The sequence below is a fragment of the Brevibacterium sediminis genome, from assembly GCF_013623905.1.
GTDB lineage: Bacteria > Actinomycetota > Actinomycetes > Actinomycetales > Brevibacteriaceae > Brevibacterium > Brevibacterium sediminis.
Genome location: NZ_JABKDD010000013.1, coordinates 31,108 through 56,579, shown reverse-complemented (window position 1 = coordinate 56,579; position 25,472 = coordinate 31,108). Strand labels below are relative to the sequence as shown.

General features: G+C 62.1%; 23 protein-coding genes and 1 pseudogene. 9 read left to right on the top strand and 15 right to left on the bottom strand.

Annotated elements, in window-relative coordinates; translation table 11 throughout:
- Nucleotides 1–369: 369 nt before the first annotated feature.
- Nucleotides 370–699 (top strand): annotated as a pseudogene (locus tag HK108_RS15005) (transposase); the annotation flags it as partial.
- Here HK108_RS15005 and HK108_RS15000 read toward each other — a convergent pair.
- From HK108_RS15000 to pheS, 6 genes are all read right to left on the bottom strand, one after another.
- Nucleotides 597–1,451 (bottom strand): aminotransferase class IV, encoded by an 855-nt coding sequence (locus HK108_RS15000; protein ID WP_181272100.1) that lies wholly within the window; start codon nt 1,449–1,451, stop codon nt 597–599. The pseudogene HK108_RS15005 and the gene HK108_RS15000 overlap by 103 nt on opposite strands.
- The gene (pabB, locus tag HK108_RS14995; RefSeq protein ID WP_229664193.1) at nt 1,448–3,874 is read right to left on the bottom strand and encodes an aminodeoxychorismate synthase component I; all 2,427 of its coding nucleotides are present in this window, start codon (nt 3,872–3,874) and stop codon (nt 1,448–1,450) included. The genes HK108_RS15000 and pabB overlap by 4 nt, the downstream gene beginning before the upstream one ends.
- A 270-nt stretch (nt 3,875–4,144) precedes the next feature.
- Complete coding sequence (locus HK108_RS14990) at nt 4,145–4,798, bottom strand: hypothetical protein (protein WP_181272099.1); 654 nt, start codon at nt 4,796–4,798, stop codon at nt 4,145–4,147.
- 163 nt (nt 4,799–4,961) lie between these two features.
- Complete coding sequence (locus tag HK108_RS14985; protein WP_181272098.1) at nt 4,962–5,843, bottom strand: SDR family NAD(P)-dependent oxidoreductase; 882 nt, start codon at nt 5,841–5,843, stop codon at nt 4,962–4,964.
- Between the two features lie 145 nt (nt 5,844–5,988).
- Nucleotides 5,989–8,574, bottom strand: a complete 2,586-nt coding sequence (gene pheT / locus HK108_RS14980) for a phenylalanine--tRNA ligase subunit beta (protein ID WP_181272097.1) — start codon at nt 8,572–8,574, stop codon at nt 5,989–5,991.
- A 1-nt stretch (nt 8,575) separates the two neighbouring features.
- A complete protein-coding gene (pheS, locus tag HK108_RS14975; RefSeq protein WP_181272096.1) occupies nt 8,576–9,619 on the bottom strand; it encodes a phenylalanine--tRNA ligase subunit alpha in 1,044 nt (347 codons plus the stop codon).
- A 180-nt stretch (nt 9,620–9,799) separates the two neighbouring features.
- On the opposite strand from pheS, the gene HK108_RS14970 reads away from it, so the two are divergent.
- Nucleotides 9,800–11,431, top strand: coding sequence for an acetolactate synthase large subunit (locus HK108_RS14970; protein ID WP_181272095.1), 1,632 nt, complete (start codon nt 9,800–9,802; stop codon nt 11,429–11,431).
- Nucleotides 11,432–11,635: 204 nt separating this feature from the next.
- Here the strand turns inward: HK108_RS14970 and HK108_RS14965 are convergent, their stop codons facing one another.
- The 3 genes from HK108_RS14965 to HK108_RS14955 form a co-directional block, all read right to left on the bottom strand.
- Nucleotides 11,636–12,376 carry a DUF429 domain-containing protein gene (locus HK108_RS14965; protein WP_181272094.1) on the bottom strand — a complete coding sequence of 247 codons (741 nt, stop codon included), beginning with the start codon at nt 12,374–12,376 and terminating at the stop codon, nt 11,636–11,638.
- 88 nt (nt 12,377–12,464) lie between these two features.
- Entirely contained in the window at nt 12,465–13,367 is a 903-nt protein-coding gene (locus HK108_RS14960; RefSeq protein ID WP_181272093.1) for a polysaccharide deacetylase family protein, read from the bottom strand.
- A 204-nt stretch (nt 13,368–13,571) separates the two neighbouring features.
- A complete protein-coding gene (locus HK108_RS14955) occupies nt 13,572–14,462 on the bottom strand; it encodes an IclR family transcriptional regulator (protein WP_181272092.1) in 891 nt (296 codons plus the stop codon).
- Nucleotides 14,463–14,506: 44 nt separating this feature from the next.
- Between HK108_RS14955 and HK108_RS14950 the strand changes: the two genes are divergently transcribed.
- Both HK108_RS14950 and HK108_RS14945 read left to right on the top strand, forming a co-directional pair.
- Nucleotides 14,507–15,547: an amidohydrolase family protein gene (locus HK108_RS14950; protein ID WP_181272091.1), complete on the top strand. Its 1,041-nt coding sequence runs from the start codon at nt 14,507–14,509 to the stop codon at nt 15,545–15,547.
- 122 nt (nt 15,548–15,669) lie between these two features.
- Complete coding sequence (locus HK108_RS14945) at nt 15,670–16,896, top strand: MFS transporter (protein WP_181272090.1); 1,227 nt, start codon at nt 15,670–15,672, stop codon at nt 16,894–16,896.
- A gap of 48 nt (nt 16,897–16,944) precedes the next feature.
- Here HK108_RS14945 and HK108_RS14940 read toward each other — a convergent pair whose 3' ends face one another.
- Nucleotides 16,945–17,694, bottom strand: a complete 750-nt coding sequence (locus tag HK108_RS14940; protein WP_229664192.1) for an IclR family transcriptional regulator — start codon at nt 17,692–17,694, stop codon at nt 16,945–16,947.
- 151 nt (nt 17,695–17,845) lie between these two features.
- Here HK108_RS14940 and HK108_RS14935 point away from each other — a divergent pair, with 151 nt between their 5' ends.
- The 4 genes from HK108_RS14935 to HK108_RS14920 are packed head-to-tail and all read left to right on the top strand — an operon-like array spanning nt 17,846 to nt 21,914.
- Entirely contained in the window at nt 17,846–19,198 is a 1,353-nt protein-coding gene (locus tag HK108_RS14935; RefSeq protein WP_181272089.1) for an RraA family protein, read from the top strand.
- 38 nt (nt 19,199–19,236) lie between these two features.
- A complete protein-coding gene (locus HK108_RS14930; RefSeq protein ID WP_181272088.1) occupies nt 19,237–20,589 on the top strand; it encodes a TRAP transporter large permease subunit in 1,353 nt (450 codons plus the stop codon).
- Between the two features lies 1 nt (nt 20,590).
- A complete protein-coding gene (locus HK108_RS14925; RefSeq protein ID WP_181272087.1) occupies nt 20,591–20,833 on the top strand; it encodes a hypothetical protein in 243 nt (80 codons plus the stop codon).
- Nucleotides 20,834–20,873: 40 nt separating this feature from the next.
- Nucleotides 20,874–21,914 (top strand): Ldh family oxidoreductase, encoded by a 1,041-nt coding sequence (locus HK108_RS14920; RefSeq protein WP_181272086.1) that lies wholly within the window; start codon nt 20,874–20,876, stop codon nt 21,912–21,914.
- A gap of 56 nt (nt 21,915–21,970) precedes the next feature.
- Here the strand turns inward: HK108_RS14920 and HK108_RS14915 are convergent, their stop codons facing one another.
- A complete protein-coding gene (locus HK108_RS14915; protein WP_181272085.1) occupies nt 21,971–22,630 on the bottom strand; it encodes a pentapeptide repeat-containing protein in 660 nt (219 codons plus the stop codon).
- Between the two features lie 73 nt (nt 22,631–22,703).
- Here HK108_RS14915 and HK108_RS14910 point away from each other — a divergent pair, with 73 nt between their 5' ends.
- Nucleotides 22,704–23,123, top strand: a complete 420-nt coding sequence (locus HK108_RS14910; RefSeq protein WP_172174466.1) for a VOC family protein — start codon at nt 22,704–22,706, stop codon at nt 23,121–23,123.
- Between the two features lie 67 nt (nt 23,124–23,190).
- Here HK108_RS14910 and HK108_RS14905 read toward each other — a convergent pair whose 3' ends face one another.
- The 4 genes from HK108_RS14905 to rpmI form a co-directional block, all read right to left on the bottom strand.
- Nucleotides 23,191–23,478, bottom strand: a complete 288-nt coding sequence (locus HK108_RS14905) for a hypothetical protein (RefSeq protein ID WP_181272084.1) — start codon at nt 23,476–23,478, stop codon at nt 23,191–23,193.
- Between the two features lie 148 nt (nt 23,479–23,626).
- A complete protein-coding gene (locus HK108_RS14900) occupies nt 23,627–24,448 on the bottom strand; it encodes a TrmH family RNA methyltransferase (protein ID WP_181272083.1) in 822 nt (273 codons plus the stop codon).
- Between the two features lie 200 nt (nt 24,449–24,648).
- Nucleotides 24,649–25,038, bottom strand: coding sequence for a 50S ribosomal protein L20 (gene rplT, locus HK108_RS14895; RefSeq protein WP_025779787.1), 390 nt, complete (start codon nt 25,036–25,038; stop codon nt 24,649–24,651).
- 128 nt (nt 25,039–25,166) lie between these two features.
- Nucleotides 25,167–25,373 carry a 50S ribosomal protein L35 gene (gene rpmI / locus HK108_RS14890; protein WP_039206667.1) on the bottom strand — a complete coding sequence of 69 codons (207 nt, stop codon included), beginning with the start codon at nt 25,371–25,373 and terminating at the stop codon, nt 25,167–25,169.
- Nucleotides 25,374–25,472: the final 99 nt, after the last annotated feature.

Below are 25,472 nucleotides of genomic sequence, written 5' to 3'. Positions count from 1 at the left end.
CCGCAGGTCAGGGGCTTTTCGCCGGAGCCGCCTGTCGGAATCGAACCGACGACCTAATCACGTCGGCTTTGCGTCTATCGCTTGATGCGCCCACTGGGCGAACGAACCGCTGACCTGCGCAAACGCCGAGAATGGGGACGCCGCCATCCGGTGGTGACCGACGACGACCGACCAGTACCGATCGTTTCACCGGAGCTTGCGGCGGCGTCGAAGCCGAGCAAGCTCCATTCCTTTAGCTCACCGCGCCCTCCTCCTCGCCGGTCCCGTCGTCGAAGACGTTTCAGGGGTCTTCCCAGATGACGGTGTAGGTCGGCCGGGCACGTCGGTCCGCAGATAGACGTCGAGGTCTCCCGACGACGGAGGTTCCTACTCATGGAGAAGCTGATCACCGACCTCAGCGCCGGCGTCCCCAAGGTGCTCACCGAGCTCACCACCCTGGGCCGGACCCTGGAGAAGCGAGCCGCTGACGTGCTCGCCTACTTCGAACGACCCGGCGCCAGCAACGGGCCGACCGAGGCGCTCAACGGACGGCTCGAACACCTGCGGGGCTCCGCACTCGGGTTCCGCAACCTGACCAACTACATCGCCCGGAGCCTTCACATGCCCGGAGCGACCCTAATCGTTTCCAACCATTCACGCCAACGGCCGAGCCGGACCGCATCCGCATGGGGCCCGCCTCGATGCTCAGCCCAAGTCTGATTCGGCTCATCGCCGCGCTGCACGCTGTCGTGAAGGTCACGCCCGTCAACGAGTTCGCTCACTCGCCGAATCCCGTGGAGCGCGTTGACGAGCCATGCTTCGTGCTCGATAAGCTCCTCGGGCCGCACTCGCCGCAACTCGATCGGAACCGACCGAGCGCGAGCCTCCTCGAGGATCACCGCCGAGGTGACTCCCGGCAGTGCGCCTAACTCCGGGTCCTGTGCACAGAGCGTCTCTTCATCCCACCACAGCAGGCTCGTCGTCGCTCCCTCGATGACGTACCCGTCCCCATTGATGAGCAATACTTCGTCACAGCCGTACTGCTCACGTGCTTCCGTCCGCACACGCTCAAGCAATGCGATGTCCGGGCCTTTCCGATTCGGAGTGATTCGCGGGTCGGAATATGGCGGGATGAGAACCTTCAACTCCTGCGTCCGAGTCGGTGCTGGTCGCAACCGGAATGCCAACTCACGTTCGGCGTCAGGAGAAACATCGAGGAGATCTACGCGCGGGAACCACTCCCCCTTCGCCGGGATCTTCTCGACCACTGCCGCCCAAAAATCGTCGGTGATCGCATCACCCATCCCCACCTGCGCAGCAGCATCACCGAACCGTGTCCGATGGAGGTCGAACGCTCGTACCCGCCCGTCTTCAACAAGCCACGAATCGGCGGCCATCAGCTTCGATGAGCTGATGTCCGTCGTAGGCTCCTCGAAACGGTGATCCTGTTGATTCCACAGCCACACGTTCATCGCTCAACTCCACCCGAAGATTCGGCCACAGCCGTATCGGTCGGTCCGGCCTCCTCGGCGGGAATCATGGTGTGGAAGCCAACATCGCCAATCTGCTCAGTTGAATGGTTATTTGTCCTCAGTTCGGACGGATCGTCCGCATGAACGACAACCTCGCCGGGGAACTCCACTCCACCGAGCAACCTCAGCACCGGAGCCGCCTTCACCACTGTCTCCTCGTACTCCTCTTCGGAATCCGAGAGCGCAACGATCGCTCCGCCGACCCCGTAACTCAGAGTCTCACCCTGAACGACGAGCGTGCGGATGACGACGCTGAGATCGACGGCACCGCCGAGCGAGAAATACCCGACTGCTCCGCTGTACACCCCACGCGGGCCGGCCTCGAGCTCTTCGATGGTCGTCATCGTCCGCAGCTTCGGCGCCCCAGTCATCGACCCTGGTGGGAACGCCGCCCGCACACACGCCACCGGGCTAGCATCCTCGGCCAAGCGTGAACTGACCGTCGAGACCATCTGATGCACCGTCGCATACGACTCGATCCCGAACAACGTGTCCACCTGCACCGATCCCAGCTCGGCCGTGCGCCCGAGGTCGTGCCGGACGAGATCGACGATCATGAGATTTTCCGACCGATCCTTCACCGAGGCGGCCAGCTCAGCCTTGATCGCCTCGTCTTCTGCCTGGTTCGCTCCCCTGGGCCGAGTACCCTTGATCGGCTTCGACTCCACCCGGCCGTCTGCGCCAATCCGCAGAAACCGCTCAGGTGAGGTGCTGAGAATCACCGCCTCTCGCGTGCGGATGAACGCCCCGAACGGCGTCGGATTGTCCTCACGCAGCCGCAGATACATCTCCAGTGGTGACGCATGCGGATCGACGGCGCATTCGAGCATGTTCGTCAGGCAGACTTCGTAGGTCTCGCCATCGGTGATCTTCTCTTGCACTTGATCGATGAGGTCGAGGTATTCTTGCTGGCTGTGGCGTGCCTCGAGGGTTGGATTGCGCCGTTCCTCTGGGGTTGCGGTGTCGGCCTCCGCCGAGGTGGTCCGGCGTTGGTCAGCACCACTGACTTCATCGGTGGGGATCGATGCGATCCGTGTGCGTGTGTGGTCGAGCCAGACCTGGTTAGCTACTTGGCCGTCTGAGTCATCGGCGCGACGCAGCGCCAGAAGGTGGATGCGCTCGGTGTCGTGGTCGATGACCAACGCGCGGTCCAAGAACATCATGACGGCGTCAGGCAAGTCGGATTCGTACCGATTCGGTGAGCCGACCTCGGCCTTGAGCTCGTAGCCGAGGTAACCGACCCACCCAAGCCGGAACTCGAACGGCAGGTCTTGGCTGTCCGCGCGCATATCGGGGATTTCGGATCCGGCGCTGGGCGGTTCAACTCCTGTGCCTGACACTGAGACAGTCGTGCCAGCGAGCTCACCATCGAGCCAGTCGAAGAACCCGGACGACTGAATGATGTTCTCTGATTCGCCACTGGCCGAGCGAACTTCGACATTCCCTTCCGGCACCGAGGCGGTCGCTACTCTGCTCCGTGGCCCAGTCGGCGCACCCATGATTGAGAACCGGGACGAGTCGTTGCCAGGTAAGTTTCCGTCGAGCCAAACGGCCTCAGGTTCATCACCGAAGAATTCGATGAACAGTTGCTCGTCGGAGACTGTTTGAGGGAGAACATCGGTGTCGAGAATGTAGTGGTGCCGAGAGTCAAATAGATCGGTAGTCGATTGGGACGGATTGAGTCCTGCGCACGTCCCCGCGGGGAGGTCGGAATCGGGTCCAATTCCATCGCCGGCCCATTTCTCCCTAGCTAGTCGGTCAGGATCATGCTCATTGTGCCGGTTCCACACCTCAGTCAGCTCGGCGAAGTTCCGCAGCAGCGTCCGTGCCTCGTCAGAGGCGATTGATTCTGGGTGGAACTGGACGCTCCATTGCGGCCTGGTCCGATGCCGCAGCGCTTGGATGACTCCGTCTTCGGACCACGCTGTCGCCTCCAAACAATTGGGCAAGTCCGTCACTGCGAGAGAGTGATACCGCACCGCCGAAAACGGCGAGGTCATCCCGGCGAACAGCTCGGTCTCGGTATGCCGGATCGCCGAGACCCGACCGTGTCGAGGCTCGGCAGCGTGCACCACGGTTCCTCCGTGCACATGAGCAATCCCCTGATGGCCGAGGCACACGCCGAGCACCGGGATCGGGGAATGTTCGATCACCTCGGCGCAGATGCCGAAGTCGGCCGGCCGCTCCGGAGTTCCCGGTCCCGGGGAGATGACGACATTGTCGAACTCGTCGAGCACGCTCAGCTCGAATTCTTCCCAGTCGTTGGGCACGAGCGTCGGCGCGCACCCGTTCACCTCGGCGAGGAGGTGGAAGAGGTTAAGCGTGAACGAATCAGCATTGTCGATAAGCAGAGTCCGGATCACGCCTGCCTCCTCACTCACGACGATCGACTATCTGGCTGCCTTACGAAAACCGCGTATGCAATCGGCATCTCAGCAGAACATCACCAATCGTATTGGACCTACACAACCAGAGCCATGTTATAAGGGAAAGACGCGTCGATAACGATAACGGCGGCAGGGCTAACCGCCGCTAACCGATCCGGCTATTAAACGGGCGAAGGTTGGGGTTGAGAGCTTCTACGGGATGAACAAGCGAAAAACGACTCGGTTTCAAATGAAGACTCTATCCTTCTAATTGAGCATGAAAGCAGAGTACGGCGGTTCCCGCGTACGCAATTTTGCACCACCCATATCTGAATAAATTTTCAACGACTCCTCCACCGCATGAAATGCGGATTCCCAGCACTCTCGCGTTGGCCGGGCGGTGCCCGGACGGTTGGCAATTGCTGATAAAAGTCCCACGTAGACTTGCGCCGCTGATCTAAGTTCAATAATACCGATTGCAGTCAGCAAGACACCGTCATTGTGGAGAACTCTCCGCCAGCACCTTCTTGATCTTTCAGCGAAACAGGCATCGACAATCAAGAGGTCGGCTTTGACAGTGCCATCTGGAACTGATTGCGTCAAAGACTCAACATCGATTGAGCTGTCTCCTATGCAGAGTTCCCAATCTTCTCGATCAAGACGGCCGTGTCCCGTGATGATTACAATGCCAGTCAGCCTCTGGAGTAAAGAAGCCAATCCCTCGGCATCAGCGACCTGATGGACATAGTTGCGTGAGTCCTCTGTGTCTGTCGGTCGGTACATGACTCGATTCGCTCCGGGCGCGGACATTCCCCTGGCAAACGAGTGAACAATTGATGGCACCAACGTCGACAAGCGATCAGTACCGGCAAGCACTACATGAATCGGCACTCTAAACGCTGCATTTCGTTTCGCGCTCATACAGCAATCATCCCCGTTGCTAACGAATTCGCCCATAGACCGCCAAAGACACCTGCCTTGTTACCAATCGAGAACATCAATCTGAAATTCTGTTCTGCACAAGTGTTTCAAGACTTACTTCGAATAGCGCAATTTGGACATCACACAGCCAGCAATGTTGGTCTCAGCCAAGAACTATTCGTCGGATCCCGTCTGACATCCCACCTGCCGCTTCGGCGAGCAACGACTCCTCCGTATCCGCGCCTGCACGCACGTACCGCCCCGTGAACGCATCCAATGTTCCCGAAGCCAGAGCCAACGCGAGATCGGTGACCTGCTCGGGAGAGGTCCAATCATCGCCTTTACGGAAGTCGTGCACGGGCATCGACTTCGTCATCGCGGTCTCGACGACCCCGGGCGCCATCTCGAAGATGCGCAGTCCCCTATCGTGCCCGAAGTGGACTACAGAATCAGCCAGACGGAACAGGGATGCCTTCGACGCCGAATACACGGCGTACGCGGGAGTCCCCTGCGCTCCCGAACCCGAGTTGAGGTCGATGATCCTGCTGGGACGTCCGGTCGCCTCGGCGCCCGCCATCAGAACGGGTGCAAAGACATTAATCATGAGCGCAACCCCGGTGACGTTCGCGTCGACGACGCCCTTGAGACTCTCCGGATCGGCGTCCCATATCGGGCCCTCGGTCGACTCGATGCGCCCGGCATTGTTGATGAGCACCTGCAGGCGCTTGCCCGTCGACTTCTCGAGCCCGGCCACAGAGTCACGCAGCTGGTTCACCGCAGTGATGTCATCGGTGCGCAGACCGACGCCGGTCACCACTCCCCCGGTCGCCTCAGCGATCTCTTCAGCCGCAGCTTCCGCCTTCTCTGCCGACGTCGCCGTGACGATCACGTCGTAGCCGGCCTTTGCGAACGCCTCCGAGAGGTGGCGTCCGATTCCGCGGGCACCGCCGGTGATGAGGGCGATCGTCTCTGATGGGACCGCGGTCGCTTCAGATGCGGTGTTGCCGGTGGGCAAGTTCGTTCCGTAAGGCAGCTTCTCGGTCATGTCAGATCTCCTCGTGAGCGATGGGGGTACAGGTGGTCGGTGGTGCTTACTGTCTGGGTGCGCTCTGCCGCGATGCTCGGAGCGAATACAACAGAACCCGGTCGAACCACTCTAACGGTCGACCGGGCTCTGCTACGCACTGTTCTCAGCTTCGGACTTCGGCGCCGTGACGCTCAGCGGCCAGCTTCGTCGCCGCCTCACGCATCGCTGAGGCCTCATCGGCCTTGAGCGTGCGATCCGGGGCGCGGAAGGTCAACCTGAACGCCAGAGACTTCTTGCCCTCGGGCAGCTGGTCGCCGGTGTAGAGGTCGAAGGTCTCGAGCAGCTCGAGCTCCTCCCCCGCACCTTCGCGCAGCGTCGCGGCCAGCGTCTGCGTGGGCAGGTCCGCATCGACGATGAGCGCGACGTCCTGGCGGGACACCGGGTAGGTCGACAGAGCGCCGTCCCAGGCCCGCAGGTCGTCTTGGGCCAGCAGTGCATCGAGGTCGATCTCGAAGGCCACTGTCCGAGCCGGCAGGCCGAGGTTCTCGCACACCTTCGGGTGCAGCTCACCTGCATGGCCGAGCACCTGACCGTCGGCGAGGACAAACTTCGCCGCACGGCCCGGATGCCACGGAGCGATCTGGTCGGCCTCGACGGTGGCCTCGAGGCCATTGACCGCAGCGATCCGGCGCACGGTATCGATGACATCGGTGGCCTCGGCCTTGCGCCCCTTCCCCCAGACACCGGGCAGCTCCGCATTGCCGGCGATGATGCCCGCATAGTGGTAGGGCTGGGCCGGCACCGAGGCGTAGATCGCCTCGAGCTCGTCGTCGCTCGGGTGATATCCGGGCAGGTGACGCGGTCCGGGACCCTCAGGCAGACCCGCCGAGGTGGACACCAGTCCCGCTTCGAACAGCGCAACGTCCTTCGCCCCACGGCCCTGGTTGCGAACCACGAGGTCGACCAGCGTCGAGAGCAGGTTGGTGCGCATGAGCGGCAGGTCTTCGGACATCGGGTTGGCCAGGCGCACGTGCTTGCGACGCACATCATCGGCCTCGAGCCGCAGCTGGTCATCCCGCTTATCGTTCGTGAACGGGTACGACAGCACCTCGGTGAATCCATCGGCGGCCAGCAGGTTCGAGATCCGACGGCGCGTCTTCTGCGCCACCGTCAGACCGTTACCGGCCCGAGCGGCAGGCTGAACGGACGGAATCCGGTCATAGCCGCCGGTGCGGGCGACTTCCTCGATGAGGTCGACGTCGTCGGTGATGTCCGTGCGCCAGCTGGGTACGGTCACCGACACCGTCTCCTCGTCCTTGGCGGCTACGGTCGCGCCGATGCCCTCGAGAAGTGAGGTCACCTCGTCGATCGAGTAATCGATGCCGACCAGCGAAGCGACACGGGCGACCTTGAGGTCGAGAATGGTCGGCTCGGGGGCCTGACCGACCTGCGTGGTCGCCGGGCTGAGCGTTCCGCCGCCGAGTTCGACGAGTAGGTCCGCGCAGCGACGTGCGGCCACGGGACCGAGCTTCGGGTCGACGCCGCGTTCGAAACGACGCGAGGCCTCCGAAGACAGCTTGTGGCGCCGCGAAGTGCGGGCAATAGAGATCGGGTCGAAGTGAGCGGCCTCGATGACGACGTCGGTCGTCTGGTCATTGACCTCGACGTCGGCGCCGCCCATGACTCCGGCCAGGCCGATGATCTTCCCGCCCTTGCCAGTCTCACCGGCGCTGCGGTCGGTGATGAGCAGATCCTCGGCATCGAGCGTGCGCTCGACATCGTCGAGCGTCGTGAACTTCTCGCCGGCGGTGGCGCGGCGGACGACGATCTCGTCGCCGAGCAGCGCGGTGTCGTAGGCGTGCAGCGGCTGACCGAGTTCGAGCATGACGTAGTTCGTCACGTCCACGGTCAGGCTGATCGGGCGCATGCCGGCCTGCTGCAGGCGACGCTGCATCCAGAACGGGGTCTTCGCCTGAGGATCAAGCCCGGTGACCTGCAGGGCAGTGAACTGGTCACAGCCGGCCACCTCGTTGATGGGGTTGTTGTCCTCAACCGACACCGGGTAGCCATCGTCGGTGGCCGCATTGGTGGGAGCCACCTCGGCGGATCCGATGTCCGTGAAGGTCTGACCCTTCATCTGCGCGTATTCGCGTCCGATGCCGCGCATCGACAGCTGGTAGCCGCGGTCGGGGGTGACGTTGACGTCGAGGGTGACCTGGTCGAGGCCGAGCAGCGCGATCGCGTCATCGCCGGGCTCACCTGTCAGACCAAGATCCGACAAAACGATGATTCCGGAGTGATCCTCGCCGAGGCCGAGCTCCTTGGCCGAGCAGATCATGCCGTCGGACTTGTGACCGTAGGTCTTGCGAGCAGCGATCTTGAAGTCACCAGGCAGGACAGCTCCCGGCAGGCAGGCGACGATGAGGTCGCCGGCTTCGAAGTTGTGCGCACCGCAGATGATGCCGCGGCTCGGGCGCTCCTCGCCGGGCTGCGGGTCCTTCGGATCGTCGAGATCCTCGTTGTATTCGGGACCGACGTTGACGCGGCACCAGTTGACGGTCTTGCCGTTCGAGTGCTCTTCCTTGACGAGTTCGAGCACGCGACCGACGACGAGGGGCCCGGTGATCTCGGGTCCGAAGAAGTCCTCTTCCTCGAGTCCGATGGACGCGAATTCGGCGGCGAGGGCATGGGGGTCGGTATCGGCCGGGAGATCGACATAGTCGGCCAGCCAGTTCAGTGGGACGCGCATATCAAGCCTTCATTCCGAAACGGGCCGAGAAGCGCACATCGCCTTCGACCATGTCATGCATATCGTTGATTCCTTCGCGCAGCATCAGGGTGCGTTCGATGCCCATTCCGAAAGCGAAGCCCTGGTAGACGTCGGGGTCGATGCCGGCGGCGCGCAGCACGTTGGGGTGGACCATGCCGCAGCCGCCCCATTCGATCCAGCCGGGTCCGCCGACCTTGTTGGGGAACCAGAAGTCCATCTCCGCGCTGGGTTCGGTGAACGGGAAGAAGCTCGGGCGCAGGCGGGTCTTCGACTCGGGGCCGAACATCTCGCGGGCGAAGCCGTCGAGGGTGCCCTGTAGGTTGGCCATGGTCAGGCCCTTGTCGATGGCGATGCCTTCGATCTGGTGGAAGACTGGGGTGTGGGTGGCGTCGAGCTCATCGGTGCGGAAGGTCTTGCCCGGGCACACGACGTAGAGCGGCACGCCGCGTTCGAGCAGGGAGCGTGACTGAACCGGTGAGGTGTGGGTGCGCAGGACGAGACCGGCCTCAGGTGGGTCGACGAAGAACGTGTCCTGCATCTGGCGGGCCGGATGGTCGGGTCCGAAGTTCAGGGCGTCGAAGTTCAGCCATTCGGATTCGATCTCGGGGCCTTCGGCGACTTCCCAGCCGAGGCCGACGAAGTAGTCCGCGGCCTGTTCCTGGATGAGGCTCAGCGGGTGGCGAGCGCCGAGGCGGCGACGATCGGTGGGCAGGGTGACGTCGATGGCCTCTTCGATGAGCACGGCCGCATCGCGTTCGGCTTCGAGCTCTGCCAAACGTGCGTCGTGGGCCTGCTTGACCGCTCCCCTGGACTTGCCGACGATCTTGCCGGCGGCGGCCTTATCGGCTTTGTCGAGTGAGCCGATGGCTCGGTTGGCGAGCGCCAGCGGGGCTTTGTCCCCGGTGTGGTCGATCTTCGCCTGTTTGAGCTCGTCGAGAGTCGTCGCATCCGTGAATGCCTTGAGTGCCGCGTCGACGGCCTGCTTCACGGCCGACTCGTCCAAGGGGTCGAGTTGGTCTGTCATCAATGTCCTTTTGTCCGTACTTGCCCGCAGCTGAGGGGACGTCGTTTCTCTTCGCCTGCCAGTCTATCGTCTCCCCCGGCAGGGCCCTGGTCGGGTCCGCTGGGTGGGTGGGCCGCCTCGGTGACGGTTGTGTGGGGTCGATCATAGGGATCGAGCCGCGTGAGGCGTAGGGTCGGGAACATGACGACACAACGTGCATCAGATGTCATGGTCAGGGCCCTGGAGAATGAGGGCGTCGAGCGGATCTTCGGCATTCCCGGTGAGGAGAACCTCGACTTCGTCGACTCCCTGCGGAACTCATCGATCGAACTCATCCTCACCCGGCATGAGCAGGCGGCCGCTTTCATGGCCGCCACCTACGGCCGGCTGACGGGCAGGCCCGGTGTGGTGCTCACAACTCTGGGGCCGGGCGCGCTCAACCTGGCGACCGGGGCTGCGTACGCCCACCTCGGCGGGATGCCGGTCATCATGATCACCGGCCAGAAGGGCATCCGCACGGCCGAGCAGGCGGCGTTCCAGATGGTCAATACGGTGGCGACGATGGACCCGCTGACGAAGGTGAGCAAGCAGATCACCTCGGCGGCGATGATCCCGACAATGGTCCGGGAGGCGTTCCGTGCCGCTCAGGCCGAGCGTCCGGGACCGGTGCACCTCGAACTTCCCGAGGACATCGCCGGAATGCCGGTCGACGGATTCGAGCTCATCGAACCGCATACGAACGGTCGGCCCGTCGCCGGGGATACGGCGATCGCGAACGCCGCGAACGTCATCAAAGAGGCGAAGAACCCGCTGCTCATGCTCGGTGCGGATGCCTCCCGGGCTTCCAGCAGTGAGGAGCTGTCGCGTTTTGTCGCCCAGATGCGCATCCCCTACGTCACCACGCAGATGGGCAAGGGGTCGGTGACGGGAGCGTCGGATCTGTACATGGGCACGGCGGCGCTGACGTCCGGTGACTACGTCCACGACGCGATCGATGCGGCCGATGTCATTGTCACCATCGGTCACGATACGACGGAGAAGCCGCCGTTCACGATGGACGAGACCGGGCCGACCGTCGTCCACATCGGGTACCGTCCCGCCATCGTCGAGCAGGTGTATTTCCCGCAGTTCGAGGTCATCGGTGACCTGGGTCCTTCCCTGGACAAGCTCGCCGAGGCACTCGGCGGTCCCGTGCCCACCGCCGAGGCGCTCCTGCCGATGCGCGATGAGATCCTCATCAAGATCCACGAGGGAGCCGATGAGGATCGCTTCATCCCACAGCGGATCGTCCAGGAGGTCCGCGACGTGGTCCCGACCGATGGGATCGTGGCCCTGGACAACGGAATGTACAAGATCTGGTTCGCCCGCAACTACCGCACGACCCGGGCGAACACTCTGCTGCTCGACAATGCTCTCGCGACGATGGGCGCCGGGCTGCCGTCGGCGATCGGGGCGAAGCTGACCTACCCGGAGCGTCGGGTCATGGCCGTGGTCGGCGACGGCGGGTTCATGATGAACAGCCAGGAGATGGAGACCGCTGTGCGTTTGGGTCTCGATCTTGTTGTCGTCATCCTCGAGGACAACGCCTACGGCATGATCCGGTGGAAGCAGGCTGCGGACGGATTCCCCGACTACGGTCTGACTTACGGCAACCCTGATTTCGTGAAGTACGCGGAGTCGTATGGGGCCACCGGCACCCGCGTCGAGGATGTCGACAGCATCAGCGACGCGCTGGAGAATGCGTTCGAGGCCGGCGGTGTGCACGTCGTGGTCGTGCCCGTCGACTATTCGGAGAACAAGCGTGTGCTCATCGACGAGTTGGGGAAGCGGTGAGGCGCTGTTTTTTGGTGCGTCCGACCCTGATCGGCCAGTAGGTCAATTGGTACGGTCACGGCTCTTCACGATTCTGCTGGGGATCTCCACGCTGTGTGCGTGGGGATCCCTCGGCCGGATCATCAAGGCTGCCCTCCGGGACCGGCCGGTCGATTCACTGCTCTGGACAGTCCCGAGGGGTTTAGCGAACGAAGACTAGCCAGGTCAGTCATTTCGAGGAACCCAGATCCACCCTTCTCTTCGCGCACTCGACTTCAGTTCAGTGGGAGCCGGCTCGCATCTGCCCAGATAGGCTTCCAGTGCGATGATGGCGGCGAGCACTGCGTCCAGCGCATTGTCATCGGCAACGCAGAGGTCTCTGTGCCCATTCCACTCCAAGTTGGGAAATTTCGCGGACAGGTCGTCAACCAATTGGTGCCGGACTTCAGAGTTCTTCTGTCCTTTGTAACCACGATGTTGCAGGCCCCACGCTTTCAGCGCTGCCGCAGGATAGACTTCATAGACGACACCCGACCCGTCTCGAGCGGCTGAGACGCCCTCTGCCCTCAGGTGTGCCTCAATACCGGCCCAGCGCATTGCCGCATAAGCAATCCGCTCAGTGGCCACGCTCAATGGCCAGACACCGGTGCAGCGTTGGACGGACCGATCAGTCTCCCTCAGCGCCAGCCCCCGTCGCCATTCGCGGTCGGTGGTCACCGGCGCGGACAGACTTCCACTGGCGTGGTCGGACACGAATTCGACGAACTTCTGTGGCCAGCCAAGAGGCACGTCAATACCTGTCCGACCTGCCTGAACAATTGTGTCCCGGATCGCGTCATCGTCGGCGCCAAGAAGAAGTTCGTCAATTGTCATTCGCGCGTTGAGGGATTCCCGCTCGCCAACGTTGAGTATGGCGAGGCCAGTGCGGTCTGCCTCGGCTGCGAGGTCGACTCCGGCAACTCTCATCCCGACCTTCTTTCCATGAGTATTCACGGGGCCATCTGCCCGCTTCACGGAGGTACCGGCGACGGACGCCGTTTGCTGACCAGTGTTATCAGTACGCCGGCGGGCGTTCAGGTGATTCGAACGGATAGCGTGCCCGGAAGTCATCAGCGATCTCGCCCATGGTCACGATCTTCACACCGTCGTGCCCGCCGATGTAGTCCAGCAGCCGTTCGAGCATGAGCAGCACCTGCGGACGGCCGGACACGTCCGGGTGGATCGTGATCGGGAAGATCGCATAGTCGAGTTCGCGGTAGACCCAGTCGAACTGGTCGCGCCACAGGGTCTCGATATCGCGCGGATTGACGAACCCGTGGGTGTTCGGGCTGCTCTTCACGAACAGCATCGGCGGCAAGTCGTCGACGTACCAGTTCGCGGCGATCTCGACGAGGTCGATCTCCTTGCCGTGTTTGAGCGGCTTCATCCACGTTTCCGGCGACTGCGAATAGTCGATCGGCGTCCATTCGTCGCCGGCGATGGAGTAGTACGGCACGAAATCCTTGTGGCTCTGGCTGTGGTCGTATTCGAAACCGAACTTCTTGAGCAGCTCTGGAGTGTATGCGCTCAGCTCCCACCACGGGGCGACGTAGCCACGCGGCTGGCTGCCGGTGAGGTTCGTGATGAGCTCGACGGACTTCTCCATGACGATGTCTTCCTGACGGTTCGTCATTGCGACGGGGTTCTCGTGGCTATAGCCGTGGGCGCCGATCTCATGTCCGTCGTCGTGCACCATCTTGCATTGGTCAGGGAAGGTCTCGAGCGAATGACCGGGGATGAACCAGCTTGCCTTGAGATCGCGGCGTTTGAGCATCTTCAGCAACCTGGGAACTCCGATTTCGCCGGCGAAGATGCCCCGCTGAATGTCCGAGGGAGAGTCTTCCCCGCCGTAGGAACCGAGCCAACCTGACACTGCATCGATGTCGATGCCGAGCGATACGAAAATCTCTTTGGCCATCTTGCGAATCCTCCGTCGAGTCGAAAGTGAGAACGCGGATTCGCTGCGGGCGAATGCCGCGATGCTGTGAGTCTTTCACCGAAGTGTGGTCTGCGCAATGGGTCTCTCACCTGGTCAGAGAGCCTGCAACTCCGCTAGGCGTCGCCCACTCTCACTCCACGGAAATGTCGAGATCGGAGGCGAAGAGGAAGCTGAGCTGAGGGCTCACGATAGCCGAACGGCTTCGGCAGCGTGTTTCACCTCCGCCAGCAGCTCTTGTTCGGCAGCCTCAGCGACGTCCCGTGACTCGGCACCGACAGTGATCGACGCCCGCACTGCCGCGGAACGATCTCGCACAGGCGCCGAGATCGACATTGCTCCGACGATACGTTCGCCTCTTGCGATGTGATAACCCTGTGCACGTATCTCATTGAGCTGCGCCCTCAGCTGCGCGCCCCATGAGTCGGACTCCCCGCCCATTTCTTCAGGAGCGACCTGCTCGATGTACTGAGTCAACTGCTCGGTTGAGAATTCAGCGGCAAAGATCTTCCCCGCTCCCCGGTGGAGGGACAGCCGCGACCCCATCGGAAGTTCATATGCCATCGGTTTGGCCCCAGGAACTCTGGCCACGACGACACGCGACCACCCCGCTCGCACAAAGAGCGACGCGGTCAACGACGTTCGCTGAGCCAGTTCCCTGAGCACAGGCTTTGCACGTTCGACCAATGGGCTCGTCGTCAGATACGCATGAGCACCGTAGACCGCGCTGGCACCGGATCGATATTCCCTTCCGTCTCGCTCGACCCGCCCTCGCGATTCGAGCGCGTTGAGGATGCGTTGGACGGTTGCATTGTGCAGTCCGGTCACACGAGAGATCTCGACCAGCTTCAATGGCCGACCGGCTTCCTCCAAAGCCTCGACCACAGTGATCGCTCTGTCCAGTGACCGCATGTTACTGGTGTCTCGAGGAGAACTCGGCGACATCGCGAAACCCCACTTCTCTTCCGACGAACTTCGACATAGTTCGTGCCCGAACTCTTCTGGGCTGCCTGGGCGTTGACAAGCCTTCCAGAGGACTCTATCGTTCATCTGCCACTCAGTGGTAGAAGTTGTCACCTAATGATAGTTTGTCGAGTTTCGACGTCGATGGAGATGCTGAGATGAGTACCACCCACCCCCGTGCGCGATCGGCCGGTCCGCGCCGAGTCCATGTACCGATTCGACCGGCCTGGCTGGCCCTCGGTGCTGAAGAGCCGCTGACGTCCGACGTCGATATCATCGATTCGCATCACCACCTCTGGAACAGGCCTGGGGATCGCTATCTGCTCGATGACTTCGATCAGGACGCAGTCGCAGTTCCGAAGCTTCGGGCGAGTGTCTATGTGCAGAGCAGAACGGGGTACAGGACGACCGGACCAGAATGCATGAGGTCCGTGGGCGAGGTGGAGTTCGCGGCGGCAGTCGCTGCGGAGTCGTCTCGTTTACCTCGCGGTCAGGTTGCAGCAGCGATCATCGCCGGTGCTGACCTCGACCAGGGCGACACGCTGAACTCCGTCCTCGACGCGATGCTCGCCGCCTCCGACGGCCGCCTAAGAGGCGTCCGCAACCAGACGGCGTGGCACTCGGACCCTTCAATCGTCACCTCACCCTTCCCTCCTCCCCCGGGCCGCTTGTCCGACCCAGCGTTTCGCGACGGTGTCAAGCTGCTCGGTGAACGCGGCCTCGTCCTCGACGTATGGGCCTACGAAAGTCAGCTCGATGAGGTGGTCTCACTCGCAGAGGAATGCAACAAAACATGCATCGTCATCGATCACCTCGGTGGGCCTCTGAGTAAAAATGGACGCTTGCCTCGACCGAACTCGCCGTGGTCGGATCGAGTCCGCAGGCTTGCCGACCTGCCGAATGTCCACCTTAAAATCTCCGGCATCGGCCTGCGGTCGTTCGGGCTCGAGGTCGAGCACCGCGATCGACCTCCGTCTTCGGCGGAGCTGGCAACGGTCCAGGCTCCGTTCTTCGACGTCCTGCTGACCGAGTTCACCTCGGATCGGCTGATGTTCGGGAGCAACTTCCCCGTCGACAAGGGAATCGCCTCGTACACGGTGCTGTGGAACTCCTATTTCAGGCTCTGCCAGGGTCTGGCGGCAGAGGATATCGATAATCTCTTCGCCCGCACCGCATCCTCCGTCTACTCAATCTCCTGAATCTTGATGATTCACCGACCGACCACGAAAGGAAGCTGACATTGTCGTCACATACCGCCACTGAATCATCGCAGCGCAGCGAGCTCGAAAGGAGGACGATTCGAAAGATCTCACTGAAACTGATGCCCTTCCTCACCTTCGGATACTTCATCGCGCACGTCGACCGCAACAACGTCGGAATCGCCAGTTTGCAGATGAACGACGCCATCGGTCTGACATCAACGATCTTCGGACTCGGGTCCTCTCTGTTCTTCCTCGCCTACGTCCTGCTCGAAGTGCCCAGCAACATCATGCTCGCCAAGGTCGGCGCACGACTGTGGATCGCGCGGATTCTCATCACCTGGGGGATCATCGCGACCGCCATGGCGTTCGTCATCGGACCTTTCTCATTCACGGCGATGCGCATCCTCCTCGGAGCAGCTGAGGCCGGATTCTTTCCCGGAATCATCCTCTACCTCACCTACTGGTTTCCTCCGCGCTACCGTGCGCGGAACATGGCGCTGTTCAGCATTGCCATTCCCTTGTCCAACGTCCTCGGATCGATCATCGGCGGGCTCCTTCTGCGACTGTCGATGTTCGGCCTCGACGGCTGGCAATGGCTGTTCATCATCGAGGGTCTGCCGGCCGTCATCCTCGGCGTCATGGCCTTCAAAGTGCTGCCGAACGGCCCGACGGACGCCAAGTGGCTCTCCGACGAAGAACGCGTATGGCTGACGACAGCAATGAGCGAGCAGGAGCAGACCCTCGAGGAGACACGATCCCACACCAGCTTCTGGACACTCTTCACTAACGGCCGCATCATGCTGCTCGCCCTCGTGTACACCTCAACCGCCGCGATCAGCCAAGGGCTGTCACTGTGGCAGCCGCAGATCATCAAGAGCTTCGGTCTCACGGACTCTCAGGTCGGCCTCATCAATGCGATCCCGTTCGCAGTGGCAGCAATCCTCATGTACCTCTGGGGCAAGCTCTCGGATCGGCGCTCCGAACGAGTGCTGATGACATTGGTCCCCACAATCGTGGCGGCGATCTCTCTGGCTTTCGTCCCGAACGCGTCGACAATCGTCGTGTTCGTCATCGTGATCTGCGGCGTACTGGTGGGGACCTATGCCGCCAAAGGGCCCTTCTGGAGCCTGAGTTCCGAGTGGCTCAGCAGAAAGGAAGCAGTCGCCGGGATCGCCATCATCAACTCGATCGGATCGCTGGCGGCATTCGGCAACAACATCCTCATCGGCTTCATCAATGATCGAGCCGGAAGCTTTGCGCTGTCGATGGTGCCTTTGATGGTGCTGGCGATCAGCAGTGTGGCCCTCCTCATCATCGGATCCAGGAGGTATTCGACGTCGGTGTGACGACAGGCCGGTACCCGACTTCGAGTCAGTGCAGGATGATCACTGCCATCACATCTGTGCGGTGATCTTCCTGCATGCTCGCAGGAGCTCTGCCCGGTGGTCGAACAGCCCTTCCCTGTCCATCTCACCATGCTCGGCGACCAAATTGAGCGACCCGAGCAGCTCCATGTCCGGCGACCAGATGGGTGCCGTGATGCTCATCGCCCCGAGGTTCCGCTCCGACTCGGCAATCAGGTAGCCGTCCCGTCGGATTGCCTCGAGATCCTCCTGCAACGCGTTCAGATCCTGGATGCGTCCATTCTCCAATCGGATCGGCGAGTATTCATCCAGGAGCTGCTGACGCGCCTGCGGTTCAGCATGGGCGAGCAAGACCTTGCCGCCGCCGAAGAAGAGGCTGAGGACCTGACCGACCGGGAACTGATAGCTCAAAGGGTTCGGCGCTTCAATCCGTGCGACCAACACCCTCGTATCCTTCACACGGACGAACACCGATGAGGTGAGCCCGGTCTGCGCGGTCAGCATCGACAGCAGACCAGGCGCAATCAGTGCCAACCGATCCTGCAGCACATAGGCATGTGACATCGGCAGAACCTTCGGCCCCAGCGTGTACCCGCGCTTGCCACCTTGCAGATAGTCCCGTCCGACCAACTGCCCCACTAGCCGCTGAGTCGTGGCGATGTGCAGACCAGTCATCTTCGAGATGTCGGTCAGACTGACCGGTTCCCGGCTGTTCGTCACACTCTCCAACACATCCAATGCCCTGTCGAGGGTGCGCCCCTGGTTTCCCTTGGCTTCCACGATCTCACGTCCTCTCAGCAGATTTCCGAGCGCCGGCTCGAAGACGTACCGATTTCCGGCCGCCGACAGTTGACAAGAGCGCGCTCCCACTCAATACTACCGTCACCCGCGCCATATGATATTAGCTATCATCCAGTGAGAGGAATATAATATGAGAGTAACCATTCTCGGTCTTGGTGAAGCCGGTTCCGCTTATGCGTCTGCCTTCGCCGAGGCGGGACAAGCAGTCACCGGGTTCGATCCAAGTCCGGTCGCGACTCCCCCGCATGTCGCGCGTGCCGCTTCGGCGGCCGAAGCCGTCTCCGACGCCGAGGTCGTCCTCGGTCTGACCACTGCAGCACCTTCCGTTGCGGTCGCCTCCGAAGCCGCCGGACATCTGCGTTCCGAAGCAATCTACATCGATATGAACGCGGGTTCACCGCAGAAGAAGCGTGAGGTGCAGTCGGCGCTCGGATCTGATGCCAAATTCGTTGATGGTGCAGTCATCGGATCCGTCATCCAGTTCGGGGCTCGGGCTCACGTGCTCCTGTCGGGACCATATTCCGACCTTGCCGCCACCGTGCTGGGAACGATCGGCGCCCAGACCGAGTCCCTCCAAGGGCAGATCGGTGACGCCTCACAGCGCAAACTCCTTCGCAGCGTTTTCATGAAAGGTCTGGGCGCTCTCATCACAGAGGCCATTCAGGCCGGTGAAGAGGCAGGAGAGACCGAATGGGTCCGAGCACAGATCGCCGGCGAACTCGCACTCGGGGAGAAAGCACTCGATCGACTGCTCAACGGCACTGCACAGCACGCGCGGCGCCGATCGATCGAACTCAACGACAGCCTGACTCTCTTGGCCAGCTTCCCGCGCCAATGGCCCATGACTCAAGCCGCGCAGTCGGTCCATCTCACCCTTTCACGGACTGAAGAAGCCTCCGTAGCCGAACAGCTCGCATCGATTCCCACCTCTGCTCTCGGCGATGCCGGCGATCGGTTGGGCTTTCTCGATTCCGCCGTCAAACCGATATGGAAGTCGGCGCCGATCTCAGGTCGGGCGTTCACAGTGCACACACGCCCCGGGGACAATCTGGCCATCCACCAGGCGCTCCCCCTGACTCAGCCCGGGGATATCCTCGTCGTCGCCGGCGGAGGAGACTGCGAACGTGCCCTCATCGGTGAGCTCATCGCCGAGCGAGCTCAGCTTCGCGGAATCGCGGGCATGGTGATCGACGGCGCGATTCGCGATGTCGACGAGATCGAAGCGCTCGGATTTCCTGTCTGGGCGCGCGGCGTCTCTCCCGCGGGACCGTACAAGACCGGCCCCGGGCGACTCCGCGAAACCATCTCCGCAGCAGGGGCCGTGTGCCACCACGGAGATTTCATCGTCGCCGACGCCGACGGCGTCTTCGTCGTCAATCCGCTCGAAGCGGAGAAGGTCCTCGCCGATGGTCGAGCCGTCGTGGCCGATGAAGAGGGCCGCAAAGCAGCCATGCGCCAAGAGGCGTCCCAGCAGACGCAGTAACGAACTTCGCCAACGAATCCAGAAAGGGGAGGACAAAGATGCCTCTCGCCCTTATCGCTCTGGCGGTCTTCATCACAGTCATCGTGGTGTGGAACGTCGTCGTCAAAAGAAACATGGCCGAAGCAATGCTGCTCGGCTTCATCGCCACGCTGCTGTTCGCCGGAGGAAACGCTCCGCAGTACGCGGCCGACGCGTTCGTCGAGGCGTCCGAGAACGACGTTCTCTACGCCGCCGTCGCATTCGTCTTCATGACGTACTTCGTCGAGAAGACGGGCGTCATGGACAAACTCATCGGAATCCTGTCGTCCCTGCTCGGCCGGCTCCCCGGCGGACCCGCCTTCGTCGATACAGCTGCGTCGGGAGCCATGGGTGCCGTAGCCGGCGGGTCGAACACAGGCAACGCGGCGGCCTCCGGCTCGATCACGGGGCCGTGGATGGTCCGCACCGGGTGGAAGAGAGAACGCGCGGCCACCGTCATCGCCGGCAATGCCGGCTTGGGATCGGCCCTGCCGCCCAGCGCCTCGATGATCATCATGATCGGGTTCGCCGGGACGCTGGTGACGACTTCTCAGGTCTACCTCGCACTGCTGGTGGCCGGTTCGTATCAGGTCATCTACCGAGTCTTCCTCACGTGGTGGTTCGTGTATCGCGACGGGATCAAGTCCGAAACCGGTGCCGAACACGTTGCGCTGAGGACATCTCTGAGCCGAGGATGGACATCCGCGCTCATCTTCCTCGGCGCTGTCCTCCCGATCCTGGTCACTGTCGGGCCACTTGCCGACCTGCTCGCATCCTTGCCGCGCATCGGCGACTCGATGGAGAACATCTCACTCATCATGTGGATTCCCATTCTCATCATCTTCATCAGCGCAGTCGTCGCGTGGAAAGAGCTCCCGAAGACTCTTTCCCAGTGGTGGCGGTTCTTCGAGGGCTCCGTCCCACGCTTCTTCACGATCGGGGCGATTCTCTTCTTCGCCATCACCGCCTCAGAGGTGCTCGCGTCGCTGGGTCTCGACGAGGACGTCAACTCCGTGCTCAGCGCAATGAGTCTCCCGTTGTGGCTGCTGGTGACCCTCATCGGTGCTCTCATCGTCATCGTCGCTGGTCCGCTGTCGTCGACGGCGACGTTGAGCGCGGTCGGTCAGGTGGCGCTCTTCTCGATGGTCGGCGCCGGCATCGATCCGCTTCTGGCAGTCATCGCGATTCTCGTATTCGCGTCGACGGAGGGGGCATCGCCACCGGCCTCGGGATCGATCTTCGTCGCCTGCGGCATCACCAAAGCCAGACCGGAGAAGACGTTCATTCCCTTGGTCATGTACTACGTCGTTCCGTTCTTCATCCTCGGTGTCCTGATCGCGCTGGGCATCGTTCCTGTCCCCATGGGAGGTTGACATGAAAACCACACTCAGATCCATCTTTCTGCCCCTGTTCACGCTGGCGATGGTCGTGTTCCTCGTCCTCGCCTTCATCATCGTCTTCACCCAGATCGCCGGAATCCTCTTCGCACAGGGCGCGTGGATCGACGCCGCCCGTGAGTCGCTGTCTCAGCCGAGCATCATCGCCGCAATCGCCGTTGGGCTGCTCGGATACTGCTACTACACCACGATCGACAAAGATGGTGAGGACGAGGACTGACCGCTCAGCAACGAACACCACCCACCCGCAAAGGAGCACAATGCCTCGAATAGAGCTGTCAAGACTCGAGGACTTCGCCACGATCGTTCTCCAGAACGCCGGCATGTCGGCCGAGCACGCTTCGGCCGTGGCCACGGTGATGTGCGCAGCCGACCGCATCGGCCTCGGCTCCCACGGAGTCGCCCGGCTGTCGACCTACCTCGAACGCGTCAGGGCAGGCGTCATGGAGGTCGATCCGGAAATGGTCGTCACCGAGGTGACGGCGGCGCTGGCCACAGTCGATGCGGCCAATGGCTTCGGCCAGGTGGCTGCCACTCGGGCCATGGACGTGGCGATGGACAAAGCGCGCAGAATGGGCATCGCAGCGGTCTCAGTCAAGAACTCCAATCATTTCGGCATCGCCGGGCACTATGCTCGGACCGCTGCCGAGAACAGACTCATCGGCATCGTCATGACGAATGCGTCTCCCGCGCTGCCACCGTTCAATGCCAAGAACAAGCTGCTCGGGACGAATCCGGTGGCGATCGGCATTCCCAGCATCAACCAGCCCATGGCCGTCTTGGACATGTCTTCGACTATTGTCGCCCGCGGTAAGATCCGCCGGTACCTGGAGGAGGGGCGGACGACTTTGCCTCACGGCTGGGCAAATGATGCACAGGGTCGGCTCACTACGGACCCACACGAGGCGCTCGAGGGTTCGCTGGCACCGATCGGCGGGCCGAAGGGAGCCGGACTTGCACTCATGATCGACCTGCTCACCGGGGTGCTCTCCGGGGCGAGCATAACCGGGGAGGTGGGCAACCTCCTTGATGCGAGCAAGACCGCGAACACGGCCCATCTGATGATCGTTGTGGACCCCGACAAGTTCGTCGGTGCGACGGCGTTCGGTGAACTCGTCGACACTGTTCTCGCCGCGATCTCATCGATGGAACCGGCAGACGGAGGGCGAGTGTACTACCCCGGACTCATCGAGCACGACCGTGCTCGGGACACTGCGGAGAACGGTGCCGACATCACGGATGAAGGGCTCGACCGGCTCAACCGTGAGGCGGCTGTCTACGGACTCAGACCATTGGGCTGAGATAGTGGAGACTGCGGGCCCCGGGTGTTTCGTCGGGCCCTGCAGTCACCGTCCGCTCACTCCACGGTGATGCCGAGTTCCGAGGCGAAGAGTTCGGCGAAGAGCATGAGCTGGGTATCGTCGATGGTCGCTCCGCGCAATGAGTGCACACCAGAGATTCTGTGCGGTTCCAATCCCCGGATGTCGACGTTGCCGAGGGTGGCGCCTTCGCACTGGAAGACTCCGACGCTGCTGCCCGGAAATGCGACCCGGCTGACCTTCGCTCGGTCGAGGTCGATCTCGTCGATCTTGCAGTCGCGGAATTCGACGTCGGTGAGCTTCGACTCACGCAGGTTGAGGTAGGAGATACGGCAATTGGTGAATCGCACCTTCTCCCACACGCTGTCATAGACAACGCCGGCACCGATCCGTGTTCCAGAGATCGCTGTGTGCAGTAGGTTTCCACGGGACATAGTCCACGTGTCGGCGCGGCAGTCCGTAATCTCCGTGCCGGAGATCCTGGCTCCGGTGAGGTCGATCGGTGCCTCGGCATCACCGAAATTGACGTTCGACCATCGGCAGTCGAGGAACGTCGCTTGGGTGGCATCCGCCTCGGCGAGGTTGAGATCGGTGAATTCCATCCCTTCGAGGAATTCTTCGGGATCGATATCGCCGAGGTAGCCCTGAATCAGATCGCCGAGGCTGAGCTTCGGTGGTCGTGGGGCTGAAGTCACCATGCGCCCACCTTAACTGCTGCTGGTGACACGGCTGACCCTGCCCAACCGTGTCAGTCCGCCCTAGACTGCAGGCATGAAGCCACTGACAACGATCCTGTCATTGCCCGTCGCCGACCCGCAGGCCACCGCAAACTTCTACGCCGATGGACTCGGCCTCGAAACCGACGGTGTGGAGGACGGCATCGTCGCCTTCGAGCTGCCGAACCTCTCCATCTTCTTCATCACCGCCGACGAATACGGTCAGTACCTCGAGCTCTCTGGCCAGCCCGGTTCGAAGAATCCGGTTCCCGGCGCCAGCATCATCTCGTGTGCATTCGCCACGCGTGCTGAGATCGACGAGGTACTTGACCGTGCTGTCGCCGCCGGTGGATCAGCCGATCCTGGTCAAGATGTCGATGGCTCGTACATGGGCTACTTCGCTGACCTCGACGGCTACATCTGGGAGCTCGTCGCCAATGAGCAGACCGCGAAGGCCGCAACTGCGGCGGAATAGTTTTTACGTACCTGCCGGACGGTCGCGGAGGGCATTCCCGCACGATGAGCGCACAGTCGTCCGCGTCTCAGCGGCCGCGGGAAGCTGAGACTCCTGCCGTCGCCGTTTTCGGGACATCGACGAAACCGAGTCTCTTCACCGCCGAGGTGTAGACGACATACTCTTTGATGAGTGCAACAGGCACCGTCACCGTGAACAGCAGTTGCGGTACCGACGGAGAGGCCCCCGTACCGAAATCGAGTACCCAGAAAATACACGCAACAGCCGAGAAGACGACCACTGACTCGATCGCTTCCTTGAGATGATGGCTCCGCAGCGTCGCCAGAGACTTCGGCGCATCGGCAATATCAACCACGCTCGTCTCACCGCCCTGACTGCTGCTGTTAATCGACTAGGTTACTTGTCGCCACAGTAGCGTAGATCACCGCAGAATTGAACCACGCCCGCAGATCAGCGAGCCAGTCGTGAGCACCGTCCTCAATCAACCGAGGCCGCCCAGCCCCTCACATCCGTTGGTTGCGAGCACTTTCGTAGATGCACACTCCGGCGGCGGTGCCGAGGTTGAGGCTTTCGGCCGAGCCGTAGATCGGGACGGCGACGGATGAGTCGCACAGCTCCAGATCCTCGGGGCTCATCCCCCACGCTTCGTTGCCGAAGACCCAAGCGGTCCGTGCGGTCAGGTCGAGGCCCGTCTCCCACGGGTGGTGAAGATCGTGGGCTTCGTCGTTCGCGTCGGCGGCGAGCACCTGCAGGCCGCGGGCACGGGCCAGTTCGGTCACCTCGGAGAGTCCGACTCCGGTGACGACGGGAACGTGGAAGAGCGAACCGGCAGTCGAGCGCACGACCTTGTCGTTGTAGACATCCACCGACGACGACGTCAGCACGACGGCATCGGCGCCCGCGGCATCGGCCAGGCGAATGATCGTGCCGGCATTGCCCGGATCGCGCACTTGCGATAGGACGACCACGAGCTGCGCTTCCTTGTCGAGCACGGAGGTCAGCTCCACGTCGAGCGCCCTGCACACGGCCACGACGCCTTGGGAGTTCACGGTCGAGGCGAGCTCGGTGAGCACCTCGGGGGTGACGATGCTGCACTGCATACGCCCGTGCTTTGCCGTGGAGACGAACGAGGGATGCTCCTCGGCGGCTTCCTCGGTGATGAAGAGCTCGACGACGGAGCCCTTGCGCGCCAGGGCCTCACGGACGGCCTGCGGACCCTCGACGAGGAACTGCCCCGTGGCCTTGCGATCACGGCGCTTGAGCAGCTTCGCGGCGTTCTTGATCCGCTTCGACTGAGGCGAGGAGATGACGTCAGGGAGTTTCATGAAACCGTGTTCTCGATCCGTTCGATCCGTTGAGTGCTGAAGTAGAAGAGATGGAGGCTGAAGAGGCAGAAGCTGGAAAAGGGACCAGGCAGGTCCTGGCAGAAAGACCGACGGCCCCGAACCTGCAGTTCGGGGCCGTCGTCGATCACCGAGGCGATCGGTCAGTCACTTAAGTGACCGGAGTTTAGATAAGACGCTGCTCAGGCGGCGTCGGTCTTCGCTGCGTTGACGTCAGCAGGAAGTGCATCCTTGGCGACCTTGACCAGGTGCGCGAAGGTAGCCGAGTCGTTCACGGCGAGCTCGGCGAGCATGCGACGGTCGACCTCGACTCCAGCGGCCTTGAGGCCCTGGATGAAACGGTTGTAGGTCATACCGTTGGCGCGGGCGCCGGCGTTGATGCGCTGGATCCAGAGACGACGGAAGTCGCCCTTGCGCTTGCGACGGTCACGGTAGCTGTAGACCAGCGAGTGGATGACCTGTTCCTTGGCCTTGCGGTACAGGCGCGAGCGCTGTCCGCGGTAGCCGCTTGCCCGGTCGAGGATGACCCGGCGCTTCTTGTGAGCGTTGACCGCTCTCTTCACACGTGCCACGTGTTACTCCTTTAGAAAGTTCGTATCTGCCGGCGGTGCCGGACTCTGGTTCAAGCTGTGGGAGCCGCTTTCGACTGCCCGTGGGAGATCCCGGAGACTGTCCGGGAAAGAAAGACCCGAAAGGGGTCTCACCTGCCCTTGAGCTTGCCCAGAAGCTTGCGGGCCATGGCGCGGTCGCCGCCGGTGAGTTCCTGGTCGGTGGACACGCGGCGCTTACGAGCCGAGGACTTGCCCTCGAACTTGTGCTGGTTGTTCACGCCTTCACGCATGATCTTGCCACTGCCAGTCACGCGCATACGCTTCTTGGCGCTGCTGTTCGTCTTCTGCTTCGGCATAGTGCCGTTCTCCTTTGCAATTCGTTGCCCGCGTCAACCGCTGGCAACTACTTCACACGCACAGACCAGGACGGACCTGGAACGCGACGTACTTAATTT

Excerpts from the sequence above, each read along its gene's own strand:
- HK108_RS14945 (WP_181272090.1), top strand. The coding sequence starts at position 15,670 with ATGCCCTTCCTCACCTTCGGATACTTCATCGCGCACGTCGACCGCAAC.
- HK108_RS14965 (WP_181272094.1), bottom strand. The coding sequence starts at position 12,376 with ATGAGAGTTGCCGGAGTCGACCTCGCAGCCGAGGCAGACCGCACTGGC.
- HK108_RS14925 (WP_181272087.1), top strand. The coding sequence starts at position 20,591 with ATGAAAACCACACTCAGATCCATCTTTCTGCCCCTGTTCACGCTGGCG.
- HK108_RS14930 (WP_181272088.1), top strand. The coding sequence starts at position 19,237 with ATGCCTCTCGCCCTTATCGCTCTGGCGGTCTTCATCACAGTCATCGTG.
- pheS (WP_181272096.1), bottom strand. The coding sequence starts at position 9,619 with ATGACAGACCAACTCGACCCCTTGGACGAGTCGGCCGTGAAGCAGGCC.
- HK108_RS14900 (WP_181272083.1), bottom strand. The coding sequence starts at position 24,448 with ATGAAACTCCCTGACGTCATCTCCTCGCCTCAGTCGAAGCGGATCAAG.
- HK108_RS14960 (WP_181272093.1), bottom strand. The coding sequence starts at position 13,367 with ATGGCCAAAGAGATTTTCGTATCGCTCGGCATCGACATCGATGCAGTG.
- HK108_RS14970 (WP_181272095.1), top strand. The coding sequence starts at position 9,800 with ATGACGACACAACGTGCATCAGATGTCATGGTCAGGGCCCTGGAGAAT.
- HK108_RS14910 (WP_172174466.1), top strand. The coding sequence starts at position 22,704 with ATGAAGCCACTGACAACGATCCTGTCATTGCCCGTCGCCGACCCGCAG.
- HK108_RS14990 (WP_181272099.1), bottom strand. The coding sequence starts at position 4,798 with ATGAGCGCGAAACGAAATGCAGCGTTTAGAGTGCCGATTCATGTAGTG.
- HK108_RS14935 (WP_181272089.1), top strand. The coding sequence starts at position 17,846 with ATGAGAGTAACCATTCTCGGTCTTGGTGAAGCCGGTTCCGCTTATGCG.
- pheT (WP_181272097.1), bottom strand. The coding sequence starts at position 8,574 with ATGCGCGTCCCACTGAACTGGCTGGCCGACTATGTCGATCTCCCGGCC.
- rpmI (WP_039206667.1), bottom strand. The coding sequence starts at position 25,373 with ATGCCGAAGCAGAAGACGAACAGCAGCGCCAAGAAGCGTATGCGCGTG.
- HK108_RS14920 (WP_181272086.1), top strand. The coding sequence starts at position 20,874 with ATGCCTCGAATAGAGCTGTCAAGACTCGAGGACTTCGCCACGATCGTT.
- HK108_RS14915 (WP_181272085.1), bottom strand. The coding sequence starts at position 22,630 with ATGGTGACTTCAGCCCCACGACCACCGAAGCTCAGCCTCGGCGATCTG.
- HK108_RS14985 (WP_181272098.1), bottom strand. The coding sequence starts at position 5,843 with ATGACCGAGAAGCTGCCTTACGGAACGAACTTGCCCACCGGCAACACC.
- HK108_RS15000 (WP_181272100.1), bottom strand. The coding sequence starts at position 1,451 with ATGAACGTGTGGCTGTGGAATCAACAGGATCACCGTTTCGAGGAGCCT.
- HK108_RS14950 (WP_181272091.1), top strand. The coding sequence starts at position 14,507 with ATGAGTACCACCCACCCCCGTGCGCGATCGGCCGGTCCGCGCCGAGTC.